Below are 15,764 nucleotides of genomic sequence, written 5' to 3' on the forward strand. Positions count from 1 at the left end.
GCCGCCGCCGCAGGAGTCAGCCTCCCAGGGCCATAAGCAGTGCGAGCGCGGCCAGCAGGCCCAGGCAAAGTTCTGGTGAACCTCTGGTTCCGCAGGGGTTGAGGCGTTTCCGTCCAGTCGCTGCGGTGCGTAGGCTGGCAGCATGAGCGCACAGGTGCCGGTGCACAGAGGGCCCGAGGGCCTGCCCTGGGCCTGGGGAGAACCGGTCCCCGAGCTGCCGGTGCCAGGGCCGGACAGCATCCGTGTGGCGACCCGCTCGGTGATCACCGCGGCCTCGACTGATCGGCTGTTCCTCTGGCTGTGCCAGCTCAGGCGAGCGCCCTACAGCTACGACTGGATCGACAACCTCGGGCGCCGCAGCCCTCGGCGTGCTGATCCGCAGCTGTGCGAGCTGGAGGTCGGCCAGAGCGTGATGACCATCTTCACGCTCACCAGCTTTGAGCCAGGTGCTTCCCTGATGCTGCGGATGAACAGTGGGTGGCCGCGCCGAGCATTCGGCGACCTGCGGCTGCAGTACCGAGCGGAAGCCCTGAGCCCGCAACGCTCACGGCTCAGCGTGGTGATGTGGATGCCACCCATCGGCCGGGTGTTCGGCAGCCAGCGGCGCTATCTGCTGGCTTGGGGAGATCTCTTCATGATGCGTAAGCAGCTGCTGGTGCTGCGCGAACTCGCCGAGCACCATTCCGCGGTCTAGTCCTCTCCAGCGGGCCGGAGGAAGGCCCGGACGGTTCTGATCAGATGAGACTGGTGTGTGGCCGGGTCGAAGTCGGGGTGGGTGGCAGCCTGCAGGTACAAAGCTCCGACCAGGGTGCTGATCCAGTCGGCGGCCTCATCCAAGTCCAGGCCGGGATCGACGCCGCCGCCCTCCGCGGCACGCTGCAGGAGGGCTCTGATTCCCGCGATCTCATGGGATTCTGCTTCCGCCAGGACTTCGAGCACTTCGGAGTCGCGATGCGCCTGCAGCATCGCTTCGAGCACCAGCTTAGGCACTATCGGGTGTGCTGCAGCGGGGGCGGCGAGGTGCTCGACGAACTGCAGCAGTGCCTGCATCGGTGTGGGGGAGCCGCTGAGTTCCTCCACCAGGCTGCGGGTGTCCTGCTCGTCCTGAGTGAGGACGGCCAGAAAGACTTGCTTCTTGCCCGGAAAGTAGTGATAGAGAGCGCCCGGACTGATGCCCGCCTGGCTACACAGCTGAGCTGTGGTGGTCCGCTCATACCCCTGCTCGGCAAACAGCACCGCTGCACTGTCCAGGATGTGCCGCCGCTTGGCGGCATGAGCCTGGGGATTGACCCTGCGCGGCATGTCACCTCCGTTTCCCCGTTCACCTATTATTAGAGCGCTTGATCGGTTTTAGGATACTATGACCTCTGGCCACCACTGATCACTGCAATCCTCAGGAGCCTCAGCCATGTCCGAGCAGAGCGTTACGGTCACCCTCGACTCGAAGCTCATGCCCGCATTCGCCGCGGTGGGTGCAGCCCTGGGTGCAGTGACAGCTCTTCTGGTGGGCCCGGTGGTCGCATGGCTGCTTGATCGCGTCGACTCGGCACCAGCCCCACTGCGCCTGATTGACCAGCTTCCGCTGGTCTGGTCGCTGCCGCTGCTCACCGTGCTCGGCGCCGTGGCCGGGTGGATCGTTTTCGGCCTCTGGAACGAGGAGGTGGGCCGCGTCGTGGTCAATGCTGAGAGGATCCGCATCGACACCAAGGCGAGCTCTGCTGAGTTCGCCCGGGAGGAGGTAGCAGCGATCTTCCTGGACAAGGACGAGCTGGTGCTGACTGGTGCGGACTCCAGGGAGCTCTCACGCACCAGCTCGGACAGTGGGTTGGCCGGCAAGCTGGCTGAGGCGTTTGGGGCCTTTGGCTATCCATGGCAGGGTGCGGGGGACCCGTGGGATGCCGAGTATGCCGAGTGGGTTGACCGCAGCAGCGAGCTGGGGGAGCCGGTCCACGCCCTGTTGAGGGCGCGGCGTCGTGCGTTGGCGGATAAGAAGGCCGGAGAGGCGGAGTCGCTGCGGGAGCAGCTGGCCTCCCAGGGAGTCGTCGTCCGCGACCGCCGGGACAAGCAGCAGTACCGCCGCCTGCCCACTGGCTAGCGGTTACCGCCTGCCGAAGCGGGCGAGGAGATGCCAGACATACTTCACCGTTTGAGGAAGGTGCTTCCCGCTGCGAGCCGCAGTCGCGACGTCGCAGGGGGTGATCACCTCGCCCAGCGAGCGGGCCAGGGCAGCCGCCGGGGCTCCCCGGAATTCGGGATCGAGATCCGCAGTGCGGACGGAGAAGCCAGGGTGATACTCGACCGGGCAGCCCAGCTGGGCAGCCGCCTGGGCCACTGAACCCTCAGCGTGACAGGGGTCGAGGACCACGGCTTCAACATCAGTGGTGAAGCTGAGCCCCTCATGCACGTGCGCCTCGACGTAGTCGTCCAGGTAGTCATGCCCAGCGGCGTCGGCGAGCGCCTCCAGTCTGGTCAGTTCATCGGCGTCGCCGAACTCAGTGGGCTCGAACACGCTGTCGGGGAAGCAGAACGTCGCTCGCCCGAGCACCTGCGGCCGTAGCCTCAGATGTGCTGAGCCGAAGCGCGGGGAGCCGCCGTAGGGATCGGCCCGTCGGTTCCATGCACCGTAGACGGGACGGGCCTCGGGCTCGCCCTGGTCATAGCGGGCTTCGAAGAGCCGGGACTCCCAGCGCCAGCGGTCGCCACCGGGGTGAGCGGTGAGCCCGCCGTTGGAGATACCAGTCTCGAACTGGGAGCGGTAGCGGCCATCGCGCGCCATCGACTCGATCACCAGTTGGCCGCTAAACGGCCAGTCCGGGTGGAACTGGATGGTCAGGCTTGCGGTCACGATCAGCAGTATGTCAGAACCAGTGTCAGGCTTCCGTGCCCAGAGGGTGCGCTGCATAAGCGGTCGGCTGACAGCCGCTGGCATGGAGGTCCCACTATTGTTCTGTCCAGTGTTACATGTAATTATGGGGCAGGAGGTCTTGTGATGAGTGTTCGTGAGCGAGTGGCTAAGCATAGGGCGGAGATGCGTGCCCGTGGCTACCGGCCGATCCAGATATGGGTTCCTGATACCCGCTCGGAGGAGTTCAGGGCCGAAGTCAAGCGGCAGATGGTGCTTATCGATCAAGCTGATCATGAAGACGACATTATGGAGTGGCTGGACTCATCGCGAGCTGAGTGGTGGGACGATGAGGGATGAAGCGCGGTGAGCTCTGGGTCGGTTCTGGCGGCACCTATGCGCGTAAGCCCCGGCCGGTGCTCATTCTCCAAGATGATCTCTATGCGACTGAGTCCTCTGTCATCGTCCTGCCGGTGACCAGTGTGCTTCGGGCTGCTGGGCTGGCCCGGTATCGTCTTGCTCCCAGCACTGAGAATGGACTGCGCCAGGAGAGCGATGTCCAGATCGACAAGATAACTACCGTCCGCCGGGAGCAGCTGGTTCAACGAATCGGCGAGGTGGGCCGCCGGGATCTCCGAGAGATAGAGCGACTTATTCTCCCGATTCTTGGGATGGCGCGGTAGCACGTAAGCCGCGGAGGCGGGCGGCCTGCGGCTCAGGTGTTGGTCTCAGGCTCTTGGTTCATAAACGGCCGCAGCTCAAGCCATTCGTGGATCGGCTTGCCGCCGGCACCCGGGGCGGCCGAGAGTTCTCCGGCCAGCTCTACGGCACGTTGGTGACTCTCTACATCGATGATCATCCAGCCGGCGATGAGATTCTTGGTCTCCGGGAACGGCCCGTCGGTGATTGGTGGGCGTACTGGATATGAGCGTCCACCTCTTCCGGGCTCCAGTGATCCATCTGGACATTGTTCACCGGATCCGGGGCACCCCGGTAGTGCTTCAGCAGCAGATATTTGGCCATGATGTCTCCTTAGTGCTTCAGCGCAGCCGTTCGGCCGCGTGTGGTCCTGGGACGGAGCCGCCGCCGGGATTTCGACATTTCACATTGACGGAGGTGCCACCGGGTTGCCTGGGGCTTGCTTCGTGAAGTTCAATCGCGCAGCGGTGAGCCGGAAATCTGGTACTGGAACCCGCTCATCTGCCCGTTCAGCAGCGGCATCGCCTCGGCGATGGCCTCGCGCACGCTGGGCAGCTGCAGAGACTCCTGATGGGCCTCGGCTGAGGTCCACAGCTCGGTGACGAAGACGGTATCCGGAGATTCCTCAGAGGTCCCGACCTCATAGAGCAGACAGCCTGCCTGCGCAAGCTGTGGGTTTGCGCGGGTCAGAATCGCCACGACGGCCTCCCGCTGGCCGGGCTGGGTCCCAAGCGTCCCCACATTCACGAACGTCATGAGCTGAGAATAGTCCTGAGCTGGTCCTCTGGGGAACCCCTGCCCTCCGCTGCCAGGCTGCGGAGACTCAGCGCAGCAGAAAGTGGCTGCGCAGATCCTCCGGCAGGTGGTCGGTGGCAAGGCGAAGTGCGGCGCGGGGCATTTGCTGGTGATGCCGGTCCAGAAAGTCCAGCAGACGGTCCTGGTCAATCTTCCCGACTTCTCGCAGGGCTGTGCCCACCGGTCTGGTCACCGACTCCGACTCGTCATCGTGCAGTATCTCCGCCAGAGTCAGAGGGTCGTCGAGGTCACCTGCGCGGATGATCCAGAACGCCGCCGTAATTGCCGTCCGGCGCTCCAGGGCGGCACCGGAGCGGGCAAGCTCGAAGAGCGGTTCCCGGGACTTATCGAGCAGGTACCAGCCCACCACCCGTGGCGCAGCCCGGTCCACGAAGTCCCAGGCGGTGATCAGGCCGTGATGACTGAGGTAGATCTCGTACAGGGTGCGCCGAGCGTCATCGTCCAGGCCGCGGCGCCGGGCTTTGAAGTCCAGAATGGCGAAGCCGACCATCCGCAGCTCGTACCATCGGCTGGCCAGAAGGTCCGGCACCTCCGCAACAGGCAGATCCGTCCAGGTCTGGGCTGTGTCGAAGACGTCCTTCATCCGCAGCCCGAGAGGCTCCAGGCCGCTCTCCGCGGGCAGTCGGCGGAGGATCTTCTCCCGCTCGGTCCCACTGCTCAGGGCCTGGAGTGCTGTGTAGATCTGTTCGGTACTTGAAATGGCCCTCACCGTGCAGGTCACGCCTCCCGGAAAGCCAGCCCCTTGACCGCCAGAGCCGGCTCAAGGATACGGATGGCTTTGGGGCCGACGCCGTGGATGGCCAGCAGCTCCTTGCGGGTGTGCTCGGAGACCTGGGCGAGGCTGCTGATCCCCGCGTAGTGCAGCTCGCGGACCGCTGTCTTGCCCATTTCATCGGGCAGATCACCCACCGGGCGGATATCGGGCGTATCAGCCATGACTTCTCCTTCTCACCTGTTTTAGTGCGCAATAATCTGCCAGGCGTGACCGTCGGGGTCAGTGGCCACACCTGCGAAGCCCCAGTCCTGCTGCATCGGAGCAGCGAGGATCACGCCACCACCGGCATGCATGCGTTCCACAATGCGGCTGACCTCTTCAGGGGAGGCGGCGGTCAGGCTCAGCAGAACCTCGCTGCTGCCCCGGGGAGCGATCTCGTGGTCTCCGATGACCCAGCCGAATCCTCCGGTGGGGACGAGCATCAGTATGGTGTGCTCGTCGAGCCGGAACTGCAGAGGTTCTGGGACGCCATCCTCCGCCGGTTCACCGACCGGTTCAAGGCTCAGAGCCGACTGATAGAACTCATACGAACGCTGCCGGCCCCCAATGGGCAGCGAGATTGTGACAGGGCGTGTCATCACCAGCCCTCCGGGCGGGTGTCTTTACCGTCGAGCCAGAGGCGGTCACTGTTGTCATTATGGGTACCGCCGGTGCCGACATGCTTGCTGCTGATCTTGTCGCCTTTGGTGATGACGTGGACCAGAGCCATGGCATGGCCGCGCCCCAGTCCGTGCTCATCGGAGAGCCATTGGATGATCGGCGTCGCCTTGGTGCCGGGGCCGAAACCCCGCTCTTCGGCGAGCTCGGTGAACCGGCGAGGCGTGAGCCCCGTCTTCGTTTCGATATTGTCGAGGTAGGCCTGGAAGGACATGTGTTTCCAATCTCGCGGTGGGGTCGGTTGTGCGGAGCCTTGTCGTGGGTTGGGTCAGGGGTCCAGTTTCAGCATGACCTTCAGCGGTTCCTGTCCAGCCGGTAGGTCAGGTGGGTGGCGTGGTCGGTGACGACGACGTCGCGCTGGTTCAGTAGTACGCGCTCGTCGATCTGGTCGAAGAGGCGCGTGCCGCTGCCCATCATCACCGGAGACAGGTGGATGCGCAGTTCGTCCACCAGTCCGGCGGCGAGTGCTTGATCGATGACCGAGGCGCCGCCCATGATCACCGTTTTGCGCTCGCCGGCGGTCGCTCGGGCAGCCTCGACGGCGGCGGGGATGCCGTCGGTGATGAAAGTGAAGCCAGTCAGGCGCGTCGTTTCCGGCGCTTCGTGGGTGACCACGAAGATCGGTGGCCGAGTGGGCAGTTCGTGGTCGAAGGCATAGCCGATCTCGTCGTTCCAGCCGTGAGGCCCGTCGACGAAGTCAAAGGTCCGCCGGCCCATGATGACGGCACCGTGGTGCTCCGCTACCTCCAGGAAGTGGCGGTCCCGTGGCGAGTCTTCCGAGTTGAGCACCCATCCGTGGAGTGCTTCGCCACCGATACCGAGCCCCTTATCGTCTCCGGGCTCCGGGCCGGTGATGTAGCCGTCCAGTGACATCGAGATATCGGCGATAACGGTGCTCATGAACCCTCCCGGGCGACGTCGTAGACCATCTTCTGCACCCCGTTGCCGTAGGTCTCATGCTCGCTGAGGCTGAGCCGAGTCGCGTCCTTGTCGGCTACGGAGAACAGGCGCTTGCCCGCACCTAGCAACAGCGGGAAGACCAGCAGGTGGTAACGGTCGACCAGGCCGGCGTCGGCGAGGTGGTGCCCGAGTGTGGCGCTGCCGTGGACGATGATGGGCCCGCCTTCGGTGTCCTTCAGGCGGGCGACGTCGTCTACTGAACGCAGAATGGTGATCTCGCCCCAGTTCTCCACCAGATCCTTCTTGTCCAGCGTGGTGGAGACAACGTACTTCGGCATGGCGTTATAGCCGGCGAAGTCCTCGGTCATCTGCGGCCAGATCGGAGCGAAGGCCTCGTAGCTGCAGCGGCCCAGGAGTACGGTCTCGGCCTCGTCCTGCTCGCGGGCTTTGATCTCATAGGCGGCGGCGTCGTGATGGACCTGGTTGAAGGTCCACCCGGCGTTGCGGTAGCCCTCTTCCCCGCCCGGGGCCTCCATGACCCCGTCGAGAGAGATGAAGGCGGAAACGATGAGTGTGCGCATATCAGGCTCCTTGTAGAACTTCTGATTCCAGGCGGGAGTAGCTGATCTCCATACCATCAGTCATGCCGGTGGCCAGCACGGTATCGCGCAGCTCCTTGCTGGAGTAGGTGATGAGCAGTGAGAGCAGGGTGCCGCCCTCCACAGAGGTGAGGGTCTGCTCGTTCAGTGTGGGCGGGCCGTCGACCCCCTCCATCGATTCTGTGGTCACCTCGCGATGCGGGGGCTGGGATTCCTTGACCTCGCCGGTCAGGGCGAAGCCGTTCTCTCCGTTCGCATCCGCCCAGGCGTAGCGATACGTCTGCCCGACGTCTGTGGCCACCTGACAGTCGGTGAACTGCCAACCGTCCGGGCCGAGCAGCCAGCGCCGCAGCAGCTCCGGGTCGTGGTGGGCATCCCAGACCTGCTGGACGCTCCCGCGGATGATTCGGCTGACCCGGACCTGGGTGTCGCTCAGGAGCTGGGCCTCGACCATGCGATCGGCGGCGAAGGAGCGCAGATCGGCGAGCACGTCGTCGATCTGCGCCATTGCGGCCTTGGTGCCCTCCACCATGCCCATGGAGATCAGCTGCTCCATCTCCTCCAGGGAGCTAAAAGTGGTGCGCCCGACAAGGCGAGAGCCCTGCGCTGCCTCCTCGAAAGTGAAGTGCATCCTGACCCTCGGCATATGTGCATTGGGTTGTCCGTTCTCGTCGGCGAAGCCGCTGATGACGTGGAATGATTCGCCCTCAGCGACCGACAAGAACTCCCAGAAGTTGTAGGAGCGGTTCCCCGCAGGCCCGGTCATGAAGTACTCGGACCATCCGCCCGGGTAGAGATCGTGCCGGGTGAAGGTCGCAGGATACTCCGGCGGCCCCCAGAACGTCTCGAGCTGACGCGGGTCGGCATAGGCATCCCAGAGCCGGCGGACAGGCACCGGGAAGTCAGCGACGATGGTCATCGTCAGATTCTCAGGGTCTTTGTCGATGGAGGTGACGGGCACGGTTCTGCCTTTCGGTTCAGTGGGGCGGATCAGTCCTCGGCAAGCAGCGCATCGAGCCGGTCGATACGCCCCCGCCAGAGGCGTTCGTAGGCGTTCAAGAGGGTCTGTGCTTTGCGGATCGCGTCCGGATTGCCTCGGATCCGGCGCTCGCGGCCGTTGCGGTGCTTGGTCACGAGCCCGGCTCCTTCCAGAACGGTGATGTGCTTCTGCACGGCGGCGAAGGACATCTCATACCGGTGTGCTAGATCGGAGATGGATGACTCCTCGGTGAGCGTTCGGCGGACGATGTCCCGGCGCGTGGCATCAGCCAGTGCCCGGAAGATCCGGTCCACCTCGTCATCACTGAGGGTGCGCTGCTGCGCTTGATATGCAACCATTTGGTTTCACATTAGGGTACGACGACGCCGGGGTCAACACTCCGGTGCCCAGGGTGCGCTATGCGAGGCGAAGCAGGAGCTTGGCCAGGTCCTCAGGCCGGCTGAACTGTGGCCAGTGTCCGGTGGGAAGGTCGATGTAGCGAAGATCCTCTAACTTCGGGAACTCGGTGGTGGGCGGAAAACCGGCCTCAGTCCACTTCTGCAGATCGGCTGCGGAGTACTCGGTGCATACTGCTGTGGTCGGTACGCGGTGGCGGTCCGTATTCTTCAACTCCAGAGTGCTGTCCAAAACAGTGGCTGGCACAGGAGTTGCCTCGTTCCGAAACTGCTCCAGGATGGCGTCGTCAAGCCCTGCCAGATCCTCCTCGCTGAAGGCGGAGAACTCCGGCAGATGAATGAGCCCGTCTGTCTCTGGGAAGTCCTCAGCGAGCAGGGGCATGCCATCGGGTAGTGGGAAGCCACCGATGAGCACCAGGTGCTTCACCTTCTCAGAGCGGGCGTCAACGGCAGCATATGTCAGTCCGCAACCGGCAGAATGCCCCACCAGCACAGACGGTTCCGTGGCGGTGTCAACGGCGTCGGTAACTGTGCTGATCCAGTCCTGCAGAGTGCTGCCGGGTTCGGTGGGGAACGTCAGTGCAGCGGTGGTGTGTCCAGCAGATTCGAGGTGTGGGACCACCTGCTTCCAGCTGGACGCATCTAACCAGAGTCCGGGAACAAGTACGTAGTGGGACATCAGGTGACCTTTCGGGGGAGGGGGGAGGCAGCAGGGTGATCTGAGCCTAAGCATTGACTGAGCAGAAGTCACCAGGTTCCTGCTGTCGATATTGGCAGGTGCCATACGTCATGATGGTGTCGGGCGATTCAGCTCGGCGTTCACCCACCCTCTGGCGTAGGTGCCGGGGGAAAACCGAGGAGAGACTCATGAAATACGCATTACTGCTGATGGGCCGCGTTGATGATCCGAACTGCGGTGCGGATGGGGGTGCAGACCCTGAAGAATTCTTTGCCTTCGACCAGGAGATCACTAGTGCAGGCGTGGTGGTGTCCTCCTTCGCGCTGGAAGATCCGGAGCACGCAGTGAAGGTGGAGACCGACGCCGCCGGGGACCATGTGGTCTCCAGCGGACCTTTTGCTGAGGTGCAGGAGTTCGTGGGCGGGAGCTACATCATCGAGGTGGACAACTTGGATGATGCGATCGCCTGGGCCAAGAAGAGCCCGGGCTCCAAGCCGGGTGGTCATGTGGAGGTCCGCCCCGTGGCGCCGTACTAGAGCTGAGCCGGTATGTCCGCGTCCCCTGAAACCGCCGCCGGTACGGTGGTGCGCAGCGCGCTGGAGTCCATGGGTGCCGAGGGTCGGGCTCGTGTCCTCGCTTCGGTGGCCCGGCGCTTCTCCGATCTGGATCTGGCTGAGGAGATGGTCCAGGAGGCCATGGTCCAGGCGCTGCGCACCTGGGGGCGTGACGGGGTGCCTGAGGTGCCCGAGGCATGGCTGATTACAGCGGCGAAGCGGCGAGGCATTGACACACTGCGGCGGGACCAGGCGCGGGCTCGGCTGATTCCGCGCCTGGGTGCCCTGCAGGAGCGTGACCCGGGCTCGGGGAGCGTCGCCGATCCTGCCGATGAGGTCCTCAGCAGGGACTTTTCACCGGTGCCTGATGAGCGGCTCGGGCTGTTCTTCGCCTGCGCCCATCCGGTGCTGAAGCCTGAGGAGCGCATCGCGCTGACCCTGCGGTTCCTGGCCGGCCTGAGCACGGCGGAGGTCGCTCACGGGCTGCTGGTGCCGGTGCCGACTATGCAGCAGCGCCTGGTACGGGCCAAGCGGCGGATCAGGGCGTTGGGCATCTCATTCGATGTGCCCTCCCGTGAGCTGCTGCCAGAGCGGCTGGCAGCGGTGCAGCGCGTGGTGTATTTGCTGTTCGCGGAGGGTTTCGCGCGGTCTGGAGGCCAGGCGCATGTGCGTGATGACCTGACCGAGGAGGCCATTCGCCTGGCCAAGGTACTACATCAGTTAATGCCGGGGTCTGCTGAGGCTGCGGGGCTGCTTGGACTTCTGCTGCTGACTCAGGCGCGCCGGCCCGCCAGGACTGATGAGGCTGGCAGGCCTATCCCTCTGGCGGAGCAGGACCGCAGCCGCTGGGATGGTCAGCTGATTGCGGAAGGGTTGGCATTGGCAGAGCGTGCGGCCTCAGCTCCCGGGGCCGGGGCGTATGCGATTCAGGCGGCGATCGCTGCTGTGCACGCGGAGGCCGCGGATGTGGAGTCCACCGACTGGTCGCAGATTGCGGTGCTCTATCGCATGCTGGAGAGCTATGAGCCTAATCCTGTGGTGCGCTTGGGCCGGGCAGTGGCCTGGGGCAGGGCGCGCGGGATGCAAGAGGGTCTGGCTCAGCTCGAGGATCTTGTGGGTGATCCCGCGCTGGAGAGGTTCCGTCCCTTCCACATCGCCCGGGCCCTGACTCTCGAAGAAGCCGGAGACTTCGCCGCAGCGGGCGCTGCCTATCGGAGAGCACTCGAACTTCCGGGCAACGAGGCCGAAAGCGAGTTCCTCAGCCTCGCCCTGCTCGGCGTGCAGAATGCGCAGAAGTGAAGTGCGGGGTGAGAAGAACCCGTGCAGCCGACTCTGCAGTGATGGCATCAAGAAATGCGTGGCATCCTGCGCGCCGTTGAGTGACGGGATCGTCACCAGAAGCTTCGGCATGTCGAACCACCTCTTGGGCAACTTTTTCCTGCAGCAGCTCTGCTGCCGCGGCAAACAGGCCGAGTTTGTTTCCGTAGTGGTGGTACACCGTGGACACGGTGTACCGCCAATTGATTGAAGCTGAGGATTTGCAGGTGGTGTTACCCCTACGGAGCGAGGACTTCGGGCAGAGGCACTTCATTCTGGAAGGACCGGATCACATTCTGATCGACGTCATCCAGCCCATCGAACCTACAGCGGAATTCGCCGGTTCCTATGTGGGGCAGTAATGATCTGTGCTGCACCTTAGCGTAACCATGCCGCCACAACTGCTGCCCAGGTTAGGCACCGAGAACGGGCAGATCAGGCTCAGCGCAGGACCCGGTAGTGACGGGTGTGGGCGCCGCGCGGGCTTTTGTTCGAAGCCTCATCGATCATCTCCAGGCCGTAGGAGCCAGCCCCGCTGAGCAATGGGGTACCGGTGCCTAGGAAGATTGGCACAGTCGAGATGATGACCTCATCCAATAGTCCGGCCTCCAGGCACTGCCTGGCGATATCAGCGCCGATAATATTGACCAGCCCATCCGGCCCCGCGGCACCTCTGGCAGCATCCACGGCCTCGTCAAAGCTGTGTCGGACTATGAGATCTGCCGGTGGCGAGTCGACAGGCCGGTGGGTGAGCAGCACCTGGGGTCCATCCCATTGCCCTTCGAAGGCGCCCTCCTTCTCGGGGTCTCCGGCATTTGGGTCGTCGCCGTCGAAAGTGGTGCGGCCGATCAGCAGTGCGGTGATGCGCTGACCAATGAGCTCGAAGATGGGATTGGGCTCTTCCCCCAGGAATTCCAGCAGCCAGGACATATCGCCGCCCGGTCCGGCAATATAGCCATCTGCTGAGGCAGTGACGGAGTAGAGGAATGCGGTCATGAGGTTGACTTCCCGACTGGTGCCTGCGGCGTATAGGTGAGCAGCACGTTACCGCTGGGGAACGTCGTCGTCGACTCTGGGGTGAGGTGGACGCGGCGGCTGAGCCCCTGGAACAGTCCGGTTCCACTGCCCAGAACTACGGGGCTGACCAGGATTCGCAGCTCATCAAGGAGGCCCTGTTCCAAGAGTTGGCCGGCCAGCCTCGAGCTGCCGAAGACCGCGATGTCGTGGTCATGGGATGCTTTGAGGGCCCCCACTGTGGCCTTGAGATCGGTGCCGCTGACGGGTCTGGAACCAGTCCACGCAGGTAGGGAGTCCGGCCGGCTGGTGACGACTGTCTTGGGAGTATCACGCATGAACTGCGCGATCTGCGGGTAGTCGGTGAATGCCGCCTGCCTCGGCCAGAATTCGGCGAAGTGATCGTAGGTGTTCCGGCCCAGGAGTATGGCTGAGACTCGTGGGTTGTGACGGGCCTCCGGGCTGTTCCACGTGAAGACCTGCGGTTGGTTGGTGTTCCAGTCGAGGTGTTTCCCGGGGTCCTCCACAAACCCGTCCAGGGAGCAGAAGAGAAAGGCGAAAACCTGCGGCGAGGAGGCAGTTGGTTCGGCGGCAGGCATATCGCTCAGCTCATCACCGGGTGCACAGTGGTGGAGCCGTAGTCCAGGTGGGGCATCCGGGCGGCGAGCTGCTGGGCTGCCTCATCGGAGTCCACCGCGACGGCATGTAGGGCGAAGACCACCTGGGAGCTTGCTGCTGTGCCGGTGTTGCCGAAGGTGGCCGTGGCATCGCTAAGCGCCCAGCCTTCGACGAGTTGACCGGCCTTGCGCAGCTGGGCGTCGAGCTCAGCCCAGACCCGCATCTCTGCATCAAGCTCCGTAGTGCCCTCCTGCGGGCCGGTGCCGGGGGTGTAGCGGTGGACGAGGACATGGGTGGGATTTGCCATGGTGTTCTCCTGTGCGATATCCGATTGCACTCTGCAACCGGTAACGCAATCCCATCACAACTGGATGTAGACTGCAAGCGGTTTGTATCAGTTTTTTGGGAGGAGTGAACGTGGAGACGGAACGGCACCGTTCGGGCTGCCCCATCAACCTCTCACTGGAGGTCCTGGGCGACAGCTGGTCGCTGATCGTCATCCGAGACATCATGTTCGGCAATCGCCGGCACTACCGGCAGCTGCTCAACGAGTCGGAGGAGGGGATTGCCTCCAATATCCTCAGTGACCGGCTCAAGCGGCTCACGGCTAACGCGCTGGTGACCAAACAGCCGGACCCGGCCCATAAACAGCGTCAGCTCTACAGCCTCACCGAGCGGTCTATCCAGCTGGTGCCGGTGCTGGTCCAGCTCGGGTCCTGGGGCAGGAAGCACCTGCCGGTCAGCCCCGAGCTGAGCATTCGGGCCAAGATCTTGGAGGAGGGCGGACCGCAGCTTTGGGTCGATTTCATGAATGAGCTGCGTGTGATGCACCTCGGGGCACCGTCCCAGGGCCGGGAGTCAGTCTTCGAGCGCCTTGAGCAGGCTTATCAGCAGGAGGCTGCTGCCCAGCAGTGATTTCTGCTGCTCAGCAAGCCCTGATGCTGGCGTAGAGCAGCATATCCCGCCTGCTGCCGCCGATCTCCTGATGGCTGCGCAGCAGGCCCTCCCGGAGGTAGCCGGCCTTCTCGGCGGTGCGGGCCGAGGCGGTGTTCCAGGGCTCGATATACAGCTCAATCCGGTGCAGCTGCGGGATGGTCCATCCAAAAGTAGTCAGGGCAGTCAGGGCAGATGCCGCCACGCCGCGGCCGCGCTGGGAGGGACGCACTGAATAGCCGGCCGCGGCCCGCCCGGTCTGCAGCTGGGCCAGCCCCAGATTGCAGTGGCCCAAAGCCTCACCGGTGGTGGCCTCAGCGATGGTGAAGGAGAAGCCGGAACCCTGGGCGTGGCGCTGCTGTTGGCGTGTCACCCAGTCTGCGGCCTGCTGGGCGGAGGCATTGGGTGGAAGCGAGCCGGTCAGCGGCACATAGGGGTCGGTGGAAAGCTCCTGGGCCATAGCCACATCCTGATCGAGCACCTCGCGGAGCAGGATCTGGCCCTGCCGCGGCGGGTCAGCAGGCCATGGGGGCAGGCTCGGAGTGGTCATGGGCTCATGCTACTGCCGGTGCTGGCTAAACGCGGGCACCGCGCATAGGGGAGAACCCAATGATCAGCGCCGCCAGGACGAAGACTCCGGCAACGGCCCACAGTGTGTTGTGATAGCCGATCACCCCCGCCAGTATGCCGCCCAGCAGCGCGCCGACCACGGCCATACTGCGGTTGGCCGAACGCATGGTGGCGTGCATCCGGCCCAGCAGTTGCTGCGGGGTGACCGCTTGGCAGTAGCCCATCTCATTGGGGTCCTCGAAACCCATGCAGAATCCGTAGAGCGATTGGGCCAGGGCAAGCATGACCAGTCCCCAGACCGGATCCTGCGGGGCCAGTGCCACCAACCCCCAGCAGATCGGGTAGAGCAGCCTGGCCAAGATCACCGTATTGCCCTCGCCCAGGCGACGGCCCATCCGCGGGGCCAGCAGTGCCCCAAGCAGCCCCATCACCCCGGCCAGGGCCAGGGTCAGTCCGTAGAGGAATGGGCTGAGCCCCAGATGCCGGAGGGCGAAGAGGGCGAAGACGGTCACCGCAGCGCTATTGGCCAGGAACCAGATATGGGTGGAGAGCGCCAGCGGGGTCAGGGTCCGGTGCCGGTACAGGAAACTCATTCCCGCGCGGATATCGCGCCAGATGCTCAGCCGGGCAGCCGCCGGCGCGGGCGCTGCTGCCGGTGGAACAGGCACATTCATCCGGGTATAGAGCAGTGCCGAGGCAAGATGCCCCACCGCGCTGGCCCCCAGGCTGGCCGCAGCACCCATCAGGCTTACCAGTCCACCACCGAGCGGCGGACCCGAGGTCTGGGCCACCGTCATGGACTGTCCCAACCGGGCATTGGCCATCACCAGTTGCGGGCGCTGGACCAGAAACGGCAGCACAGACTGCTGGGCTGCGGCAGTGAACACGCTGCACACCCCCGCCAGGAACAGCACCGCCGCCACTGCAGCAAGGCTGAGGCTGCCGGCCCACCAGAGGGCGGGAATCACAGCCAGCACGACGCCGCTGCCCAGAGTGCTCAGCACCAGCACCGGCTTCTTCCGCCATCGGTCCACTAGGGCGCCGGCGAGCAGACCCACCAGCAGATAGGGCAGGAACTGCACGGCACGAATGATCCCGACCTGCGCCTCAGAGGCGCCCAGCTCGTTGATCACCAGTGCGTCCACCGCCACAGTGGTCACCGCCACGGCGAAGAAGCTCAGCGTGCTGCCGGTCCAGAACCGTGCGAATCCTGGAACGCGCAGCGGTTCCTCGGGCAGCGGAGCATCGGCAGCTGAGCGCATCCCTCAGCCCCGCCTCAGCTGCTGAGCATAAGCATCCAGTATGCGCAGGATTCCTTCATGCTGGTACACGCGAAGTAGCGTCCTCTAATGTGGTGTACGGCTCCCCGGTGAGCACGTCGTTCTTACGAGAGTGA

At 64.3% G+C, this 15,764-nt stretch carries 27 protein-coding genes; 8 read left to right on the top strand and 19 right to left on the bottom strand.

The features are described from left to right. Window positions 1-142: 142 nt before the first annotated feature. Window positions 143-694 (top strand): hypothetical protein, encoded by a 552-nt coding sequence (locus GNZ21_RS03780; RefSeq protein ID WP_157321489.1) that lies wholly within the window; start codon window positions 143-145, stop codon window positions 692-694. Here the strand turns inward: GNZ21_RS03780 and GNZ21_RS03785 are convergent. Continuing rightward, window positions 691-1,302: a TetR/AcrR family transcriptional regulator gene (locus GNZ21_RS03785; RefSeq protein ID WP_157321490.1), complete on the bottom strand. Its 612-nt coding sequence runs from the start codon at window positions 1,300-1,302 to the stop codon at window positions 691-693. The two genes, GNZ21_RS03780 and GNZ21_RS03785, sit on opposite strands and share 4 nt — an antisense overlap. Window positions 1,303-1,408: 106 nt before the next feature. Between GNZ21_RS03785 and GNZ21_RS03790 the strand changes: the two genes are divergently transcribed. Beyond that, window positions 1,409-2,095 carry a YqeB family protein gene (locus GNZ21_RS03790; protein WP_157321492.1) on the top strand — a complete coding sequence of 229 codons (687 nt, stop codon included), beginning with the start codon at window positions 1,409-1,411 and terminating at the stop codon, window positions 2,093-2,095. 3 nt (window positions 2,096-2,098) lie between these two features. On the opposite strand, the gene GNZ21_RS03795 is transcribed toward GNZ21_RS03790, so the two are convergent. Then, the gene (locus tag GNZ21_RS03795; RefSeq protein ID WP_229659598.1) at window positions 2,099-2,845 is read right to left on the bottom strand and encodes a DUF3626 domain-containing protein; all 747 of its coding nucleotides are present in this window, start codon (window positions 2,843-2,845) and stop codon (window positions 2,099-2,101) included. A gap of 162 nt (window positions 2,846-3,007) precedes the next feature. Here GNZ21_RS03795 and GNZ21_RS03800 point away from each other — a divergent pair, with 162 nt between their 5' ends. Further along, a complete protein-coding gene (locus GNZ21_RS03800) occupies window positions 3,008-3,202 on the top strand; it encodes an antitoxin MazE family protein (protein ID WP_331250809.1) in 195 nt (64 codons plus the stop codon). Continuing rightward, a complete protein-coding gene (locus GNZ21_RS03805) occupies window positions 3,199-3,525 on the top strand; it encodes a type II toxin-antitoxin system PemK/MazF family toxin (RefSeq protein WP_157321496.1) in 327 nt (108 codons plus the stop codon). The genes GNZ21_RS03800 and GNZ21_RS03805 overlap by 4 nt, the downstream gene beginning before the upstream one ends. A 32-nt stretch (window positions 3,526-3,557) precedes the next feature. Here GNZ21_RS03805 and GNZ21_RS16265 read toward each other — a convergent pair whose 3' ends face one another. The 12 genes from GNZ21_RS16265 to GNZ21_RS03860 all read right to left on the bottom strand — a co-directional run bounded on the left by GNZ21_RS16265 (window position 3,558) and on the right by GNZ21_RS03860 (window position 9,362). Continuing rightward, on the bottom strand, window positions 3,558-3,701 hold the full coding sequence (locus GNZ21_RS16265; RefSeq protein WP_373868464.1) for a YciI family protein: 144 nt from the start codon (window positions 3,699-3,701) through the stop codon (window positions 3,558-3,560). Further along, on the bottom strand, window positions 3,698-3,865 hold the full coding sequence (locus GNZ21_RS16270; protein ID WP_373868463.1) for a hypothetical protein: 168 nt from the start codon (window positions 3,863-3,865) through the stop codon (window positions 3,698-3,700). Before GNZ21_RS16270 ends, GNZ21_RS16265 begins: the two co-directional genes overlap by 4 nt. Window positions 3,866-3,994: 129 nt before the next feature. Continuing rightward, window positions 3,995-4,297: a putative quinol monooxygenase gene (locus tag GNZ21_RS03815; protein WP_157321498.1), complete on the bottom strand. Its 303-nt coding sequence runs from the start codon at window positions 4,295-4,297 to the stop codon at window positions 3,995-3,997. A 67-nt stretch (window positions 4,298-4,364) separates the two neighbouring features. Continuing rightward, window positions 4,365-5,066 carry a DNA alkylation repair protein gene (locus tag GNZ21_RS03820; RefSeq protein ID WP_157321500.1) on the bottom strand — a complete coding sequence of 234 codons (702 nt, stop codon included), beginning with the start codon at window positions 5,064-5,066 and terminating at the stop codon, window positions 4,365-4,367. Between the two features lie 8 nt (window positions 5,067-5,074). Beyond that, window positions 5,075-5,293 (bottom strand): helix-hairpin-helix domain-containing protein, encoded by a 219-nt coding sequence (locus GNZ21_RS03825; RefSeq protein WP_157321502.1) that lies wholly within the window; start codon window positions 5,291-5,293, stop codon window positions 5,075-5,077. 21 nt (window positions 5,294-5,314) lie between these two features. After that, window positions 5,315-5,710: a VOC family protein gene (locus GNZ21_RS03830; protein ID WP_157321503.1), complete on the bottom strand. Its 396-nt coding sequence runs from the start codon at window positions 5,708-5,710 to the stop codon at window positions 5,315-5,317. Beyond that, on the bottom strand, window positions 5,710-6,003 hold the full coding sequence (locus tag GNZ21_RS03835; RefSeq protein WP_157321505.1) for a DUF4287 domain-containing protein: 294 nt from the start codon (window positions 6,001-6,003) through the stop codon (window positions 5,710-5,712). The genes GNZ21_RS03830 and GNZ21_RS03835 overlap by 1 nt, the downstream gene beginning before the upstream one ends. Before the next feature lie 80 nt (window positions 6,004-6,083). Continuing rightward, window positions 6,084-6,689 (bottom strand): dihydrofolate reductase family protein, encoded by a 606-nt coding sequence (locus tag GNZ21_RS03840; RefSeq protein WP_157321507.1) that lies wholly within the window; start codon window positions 6,687-6,689, stop codon window positions 6,084-6,086. Beyond that, window positions 6,686-7,270 carry a dihydrofolate reductase family protein gene (locus GNZ21_RS03845; protein ID WP_157321509.1) on the bottom strand — a complete coding sequence of 195 codons (585 nt, stop codon included), beginning with the start codon at window positions 7,268-7,270 and terminating at the stop codon, window positions 6,686-6,688. The genes GNZ21_RS03840 and GNZ21_RS03845 overlap by 4 nt, the downstream gene beginning before the upstream one ends. Before the next feature lies 1 nt (window position 7,271). Beyond that, a complete protein-coding gene (locus GNZ21_RS03850; protein WP_188503804.1) occupies window positions 7,272-8,249 on the bottom strand; it encodes an SRPBCC family protein in 978 nt (325 codons plus the stop codon). A gap of 29 nt (window positions 8,250-8,278) precedes the next feature. Beyond that, window positions 8,279-8,626, bottom strand: coding sequence for an ArsR/SmtB family transcription factor (locus GNZ21_RS03855; protein ID WP_157321511.1), 348 nt, complete (start codon window positions 8,624-8,626; stop codon window positions 8,279-8,281). 58 nt (window positions 8,627-8,684) lie between these two features. Then, a complete protein-coding gene (locus GNZ21_RS03860) occupies window positions 8,685-9,362 on the bottom strand; it encodes an alpha/beta fold hydrolase (RefSeq protein ID WP_157321513.1) in 678 nt (225 codons plus the stop codon). A gap of 188 nt (window positions 9,363-9,550) precedes the next feature. On the opposite strand from GNZ21_RS03860, the gene GNZ21_RS03865 reads away from it, so the two are divergent. The 3 genes from GNZ21_RS03865 (at window position 9,551) to GNZ21_RS03875 (ending at window position 11,595) form a co-directional block, all read left to right on the top strand. Then, complete coding sequence (locus GNZ21_RS03865) at window positions 9,551-9,898, top strand: YciI family protein (protein ID WP_157321515.1); 348 nt, start codon at window positions 9,551-9,553, stop codon at window positions 9,896-9,898. A 12-nt stretch (window positions 9,899-9,910) separates the two neighbouring features. Continuing rightward, window positions 9,911-11,215, top strand: a complete 1,305-nt coding sequence (locus GNZ21_RS03870) for an RNA polymerase sigma factor (RefSeq protein WP_157321516.1) — start codon at window positions 9,911-9,913, stop codon at window positions 11,213-11,215. A gap of 200 nt (window positions 11,216-11,415) precedes the next feature. Next, on the top strand, window positions 11,416-11,595 hold the full coding sequence (locus GNZ21_RS03875; protein WP_157321518.1) for a VOC family protein: 180 nt from the start codon (window positions 11,416-11,418) through the stop codon (window positions 11,593-11,595). Between the two features lie 79 nt (window positions 11,596-11,674). On the opposite strand, the gene GNZ21_RS03880 is transcribed toward GNZ21_RS03875, so the two are convergent. From GNZ21_RS03880 to GNZ21_RS03890, 3 genes are read right to left on the bottom strand one after another with little or no spacing between them, the layout of a single operon-like run. Beyond that, complete coding sequence (locus tag GNZ21_RS03880; RefSeq protein ID WP_157321520.1) at window positions 11,675-12,229, bottom strand: dihydrofolate reductase family protein; 555 nt, start codon at window positions 12,227-12,229, stop codon at window positions 11,675-11,677. After that, the gene (locus GNZ21_RS03885; protein ID WP_157321522.1) at window positions 12,226-12,846 is read right to left on the bottom strand and encodes a dihydrofolate reductase family protein; all 621 of its coding nucleotides are present in this window, start codon (window positions 12,844-12,846) and stop codon (window positions 12,226-12,228) included. The genes GNZ21_RS03880 and GNZ21_RS03885 overlap by 4 nt, the downstream gene beginning before the upstream one ends. A gap of 5 nt (window positions 12,847-12,851) precedes the next feature. Then, window positions 12,852-13,172, bottom strand: a complete 321-nt coding sequence (locus GNZ21_RS03890; protein WP_157321524.1) for a YciI family protein — start codon at window positions 13,170-13,172, stop codon at window positions 12,852-12,854. Window positions 13,173-13,282: 110 nt separating this feature from the next. On the opposite strand from GNZ21_RS03890, the gene GNZ21_RS03895 reads away from it, so the two are divergent. Then, entirely contained in the window at window positions 13,283-13,780 is a 498-nt protein-coding gene (locus GNZ21_RS03895; protein ID WP_188503803.1) for a winged helix-turn-helix transcriptional regulator, read from the top strand. A gap of 10 nt (window positions 13,781-13,790) precedes the next feature. On the opposite strand, the gene GNZ21_RS03900 is transcribed toward GNZ21_RS03895, so the two are convergent. Both GNZ21_RS03900 and GNZ21_RS03905 read right to left on the bottom strand, forming a co-directional pair. After that, window positions 13,791-14,348 carry a GNAT family N-acetyltransferase gene (locus GNZ21_RS03900; protein ID WP_157321528.1) on the bottom strand — a complete coding sequence of 186 codons (558 nt, stop codon included), beginning with the start codon at window positions 14,346-14,348 and terminating at the stop codon, window positions 13,791-13,793. Between the two features lie 25 nt (window positions 14,349-14,373). Beyond that, window positions 14,374-15,630 (bottom strand): MFS transporter, encoded by a 1,257-nt coding sequence (locus GNZ21_RS03905; protein WP_157321530.1) that lies wholly within the window; start codon window positions 15,628-15,630, stop codon window positions 14,374-14,376. Window positions 15,631-15,764: the final 134 nt, after the last annotated feature.

It is taken from the genome of Nesterenkonia alkaliphila, assembly GCF_009758175.1.
In the GTDB taxonomy this organism is placed as follows: domain Bacteria; phylum Actinomycetota; class Actinomycetes; order Actinomycetales; family Micrococcaceae; genus Nesterenkonia; species Nesterenkonia alkaliphila.

Coding starts and splice junctions, on each gene's coding strand:
- GNZ21_RS03890 (WP_157321524.1), bottom strand. CDS start 13,172: ATGGCAAATCCCACCCATGTCCTCGTCCACCGCTACACCCCCGGCACC.
- GNZ21_RS03855 (WP_157321511.1), bottom strand. CDS start 8,626: ATGGTTGCATATCAAGCGCAGCAGCGCACCCTCAGTGATGACGAGGTG.
- GNZ21_RS03805 (WP_157321496.1), top strand. CDS start 3,199: ATGAAGCGCGGTGAGCTCTGGGTCGGTTCTGGCGGCACCTATGCGCGT.
- GNZ21_RS03835 (WP_157321505.1), bottom strand. CDS start 6,003: ATGTCCTTCCAGGCCTACCTCGACAATATCGAAACGAAGACGGGGCTC.
- GNZ21_RS03865 (WP_157321515.1), top strand. CDS start 9,551: ATGAAATACGCATTACTGCTGATGGGCCGCGTTGATGATCCGAACTGC.
- GNZ21_RS03900 (WP_157321528.1), bottom strand. CDS start 14,348: ATGACCACTCCGAGCCTGCCCCCATGGCCTGCTGACCCGCCGCGGCAG.
- GNZ21_RS03815 (WP_157321498.1), bottom strand. CDS start 4,297: ATGACGTTCGTGAATGTGGGGACGCTTGGGACCCAGCCCGGCCAGCGG.
- GNZ21_RS03885 (WP_157321522.1), bottom strand. CDS start 12,846: ATGCCTGCCGCCGAACCAACTGCCTCCTCGCCGCAGGTTTTCGCCTTT.
- GNZ21_RS03790 (WP_157321492.1), top strand. CDS start 1,409: ATGTCCGAGCAGAGCGTTACGGTCACCCTCGACTCGAAGCTCATGCCC.
- GNZ21_RS03780 (WP_157321489.1), top strand. CDS start 143: ATGAGCGCACAGGTGCCGGTGCACAGAGGGCCCGAGGGCCTGCCCTGG.
- GNZ21_RS03825 (WP_157321502.1), bottom strand. CDS start 5,293: ATGGCTGATACGCCCGATATCCGCCCGGTGGGTGATCTGCCCGATGAA.
- GNZ21_RS03860 (WP_157321513.1), bottom strand. CDS start 9,362: ATGTCCCACTACGTACTTGTTCCCGGACTCTGGTTAGATGCGTCCAGC.
- GNZ21_RS16270 (WP_373868463.1), bottom strand. CDS start 3,865: ATGGCCAAATATCTGCTGCTGAAGCACTACCGGGGTGCCCCGGATCCG.
- GNZ21_RS03840 (WP_157321507.1), bottom strand. CDS start 6,689: ATGAGCACCGTTATCGCCGATATCTCGATGTCACTGGACGGCTACATC.
- GNZ21_RS03880 (WP_157321520.1), bottom strand. CDS start 12,229: ATGACCGCATTCCTCTACTCCGTCACTGCCTCAGCAGATGGCTATATT.
- GNZ21_RS16265 (WP_373868464.1), bottom strand. CDS start 3,701: ATGATCATCGATGTAGAGAGTCACCAACGTGCCGTAGAGCTGGCCGGA.
- GNZ21_RS03845 (WP_157321509.1), bottom strand. CDS start 7,270: ATGCGCACACTCATCGTTTCCGCCTTCATCTCTCTCGACGGGGTCATG.
- GNZ21_RS03905 (WP_157321530.1), bottom strand. CDS start 15,630: ATGCGCTCAGCTGCCGATGCTCCGCTGCCCGAGGAACCGCTGCGCGTT.
- GNZ21_RS03870 (WP_157321516.1), top strand. CDS start 9,911: ATGTCCGCGTCCCCTGAAACCGCCGCCGGTACGGTGGTGCGCAGCGCG.
- GNZ21_RS03785 (WP_157321490.1), bottom strand. CDS start 1,302: ATGCCGCGCAGGGTCAATCCCCAGGCTCATGCCGCCAAGCGGCGGCAC.
- GNZ21_RS03830 (WP_157321503.1), bottom strand. CDS start 5,710: ATGACACGCCCTGTCACAATCTCGCTGCCCATTGGGGGCCGGCAGCGT.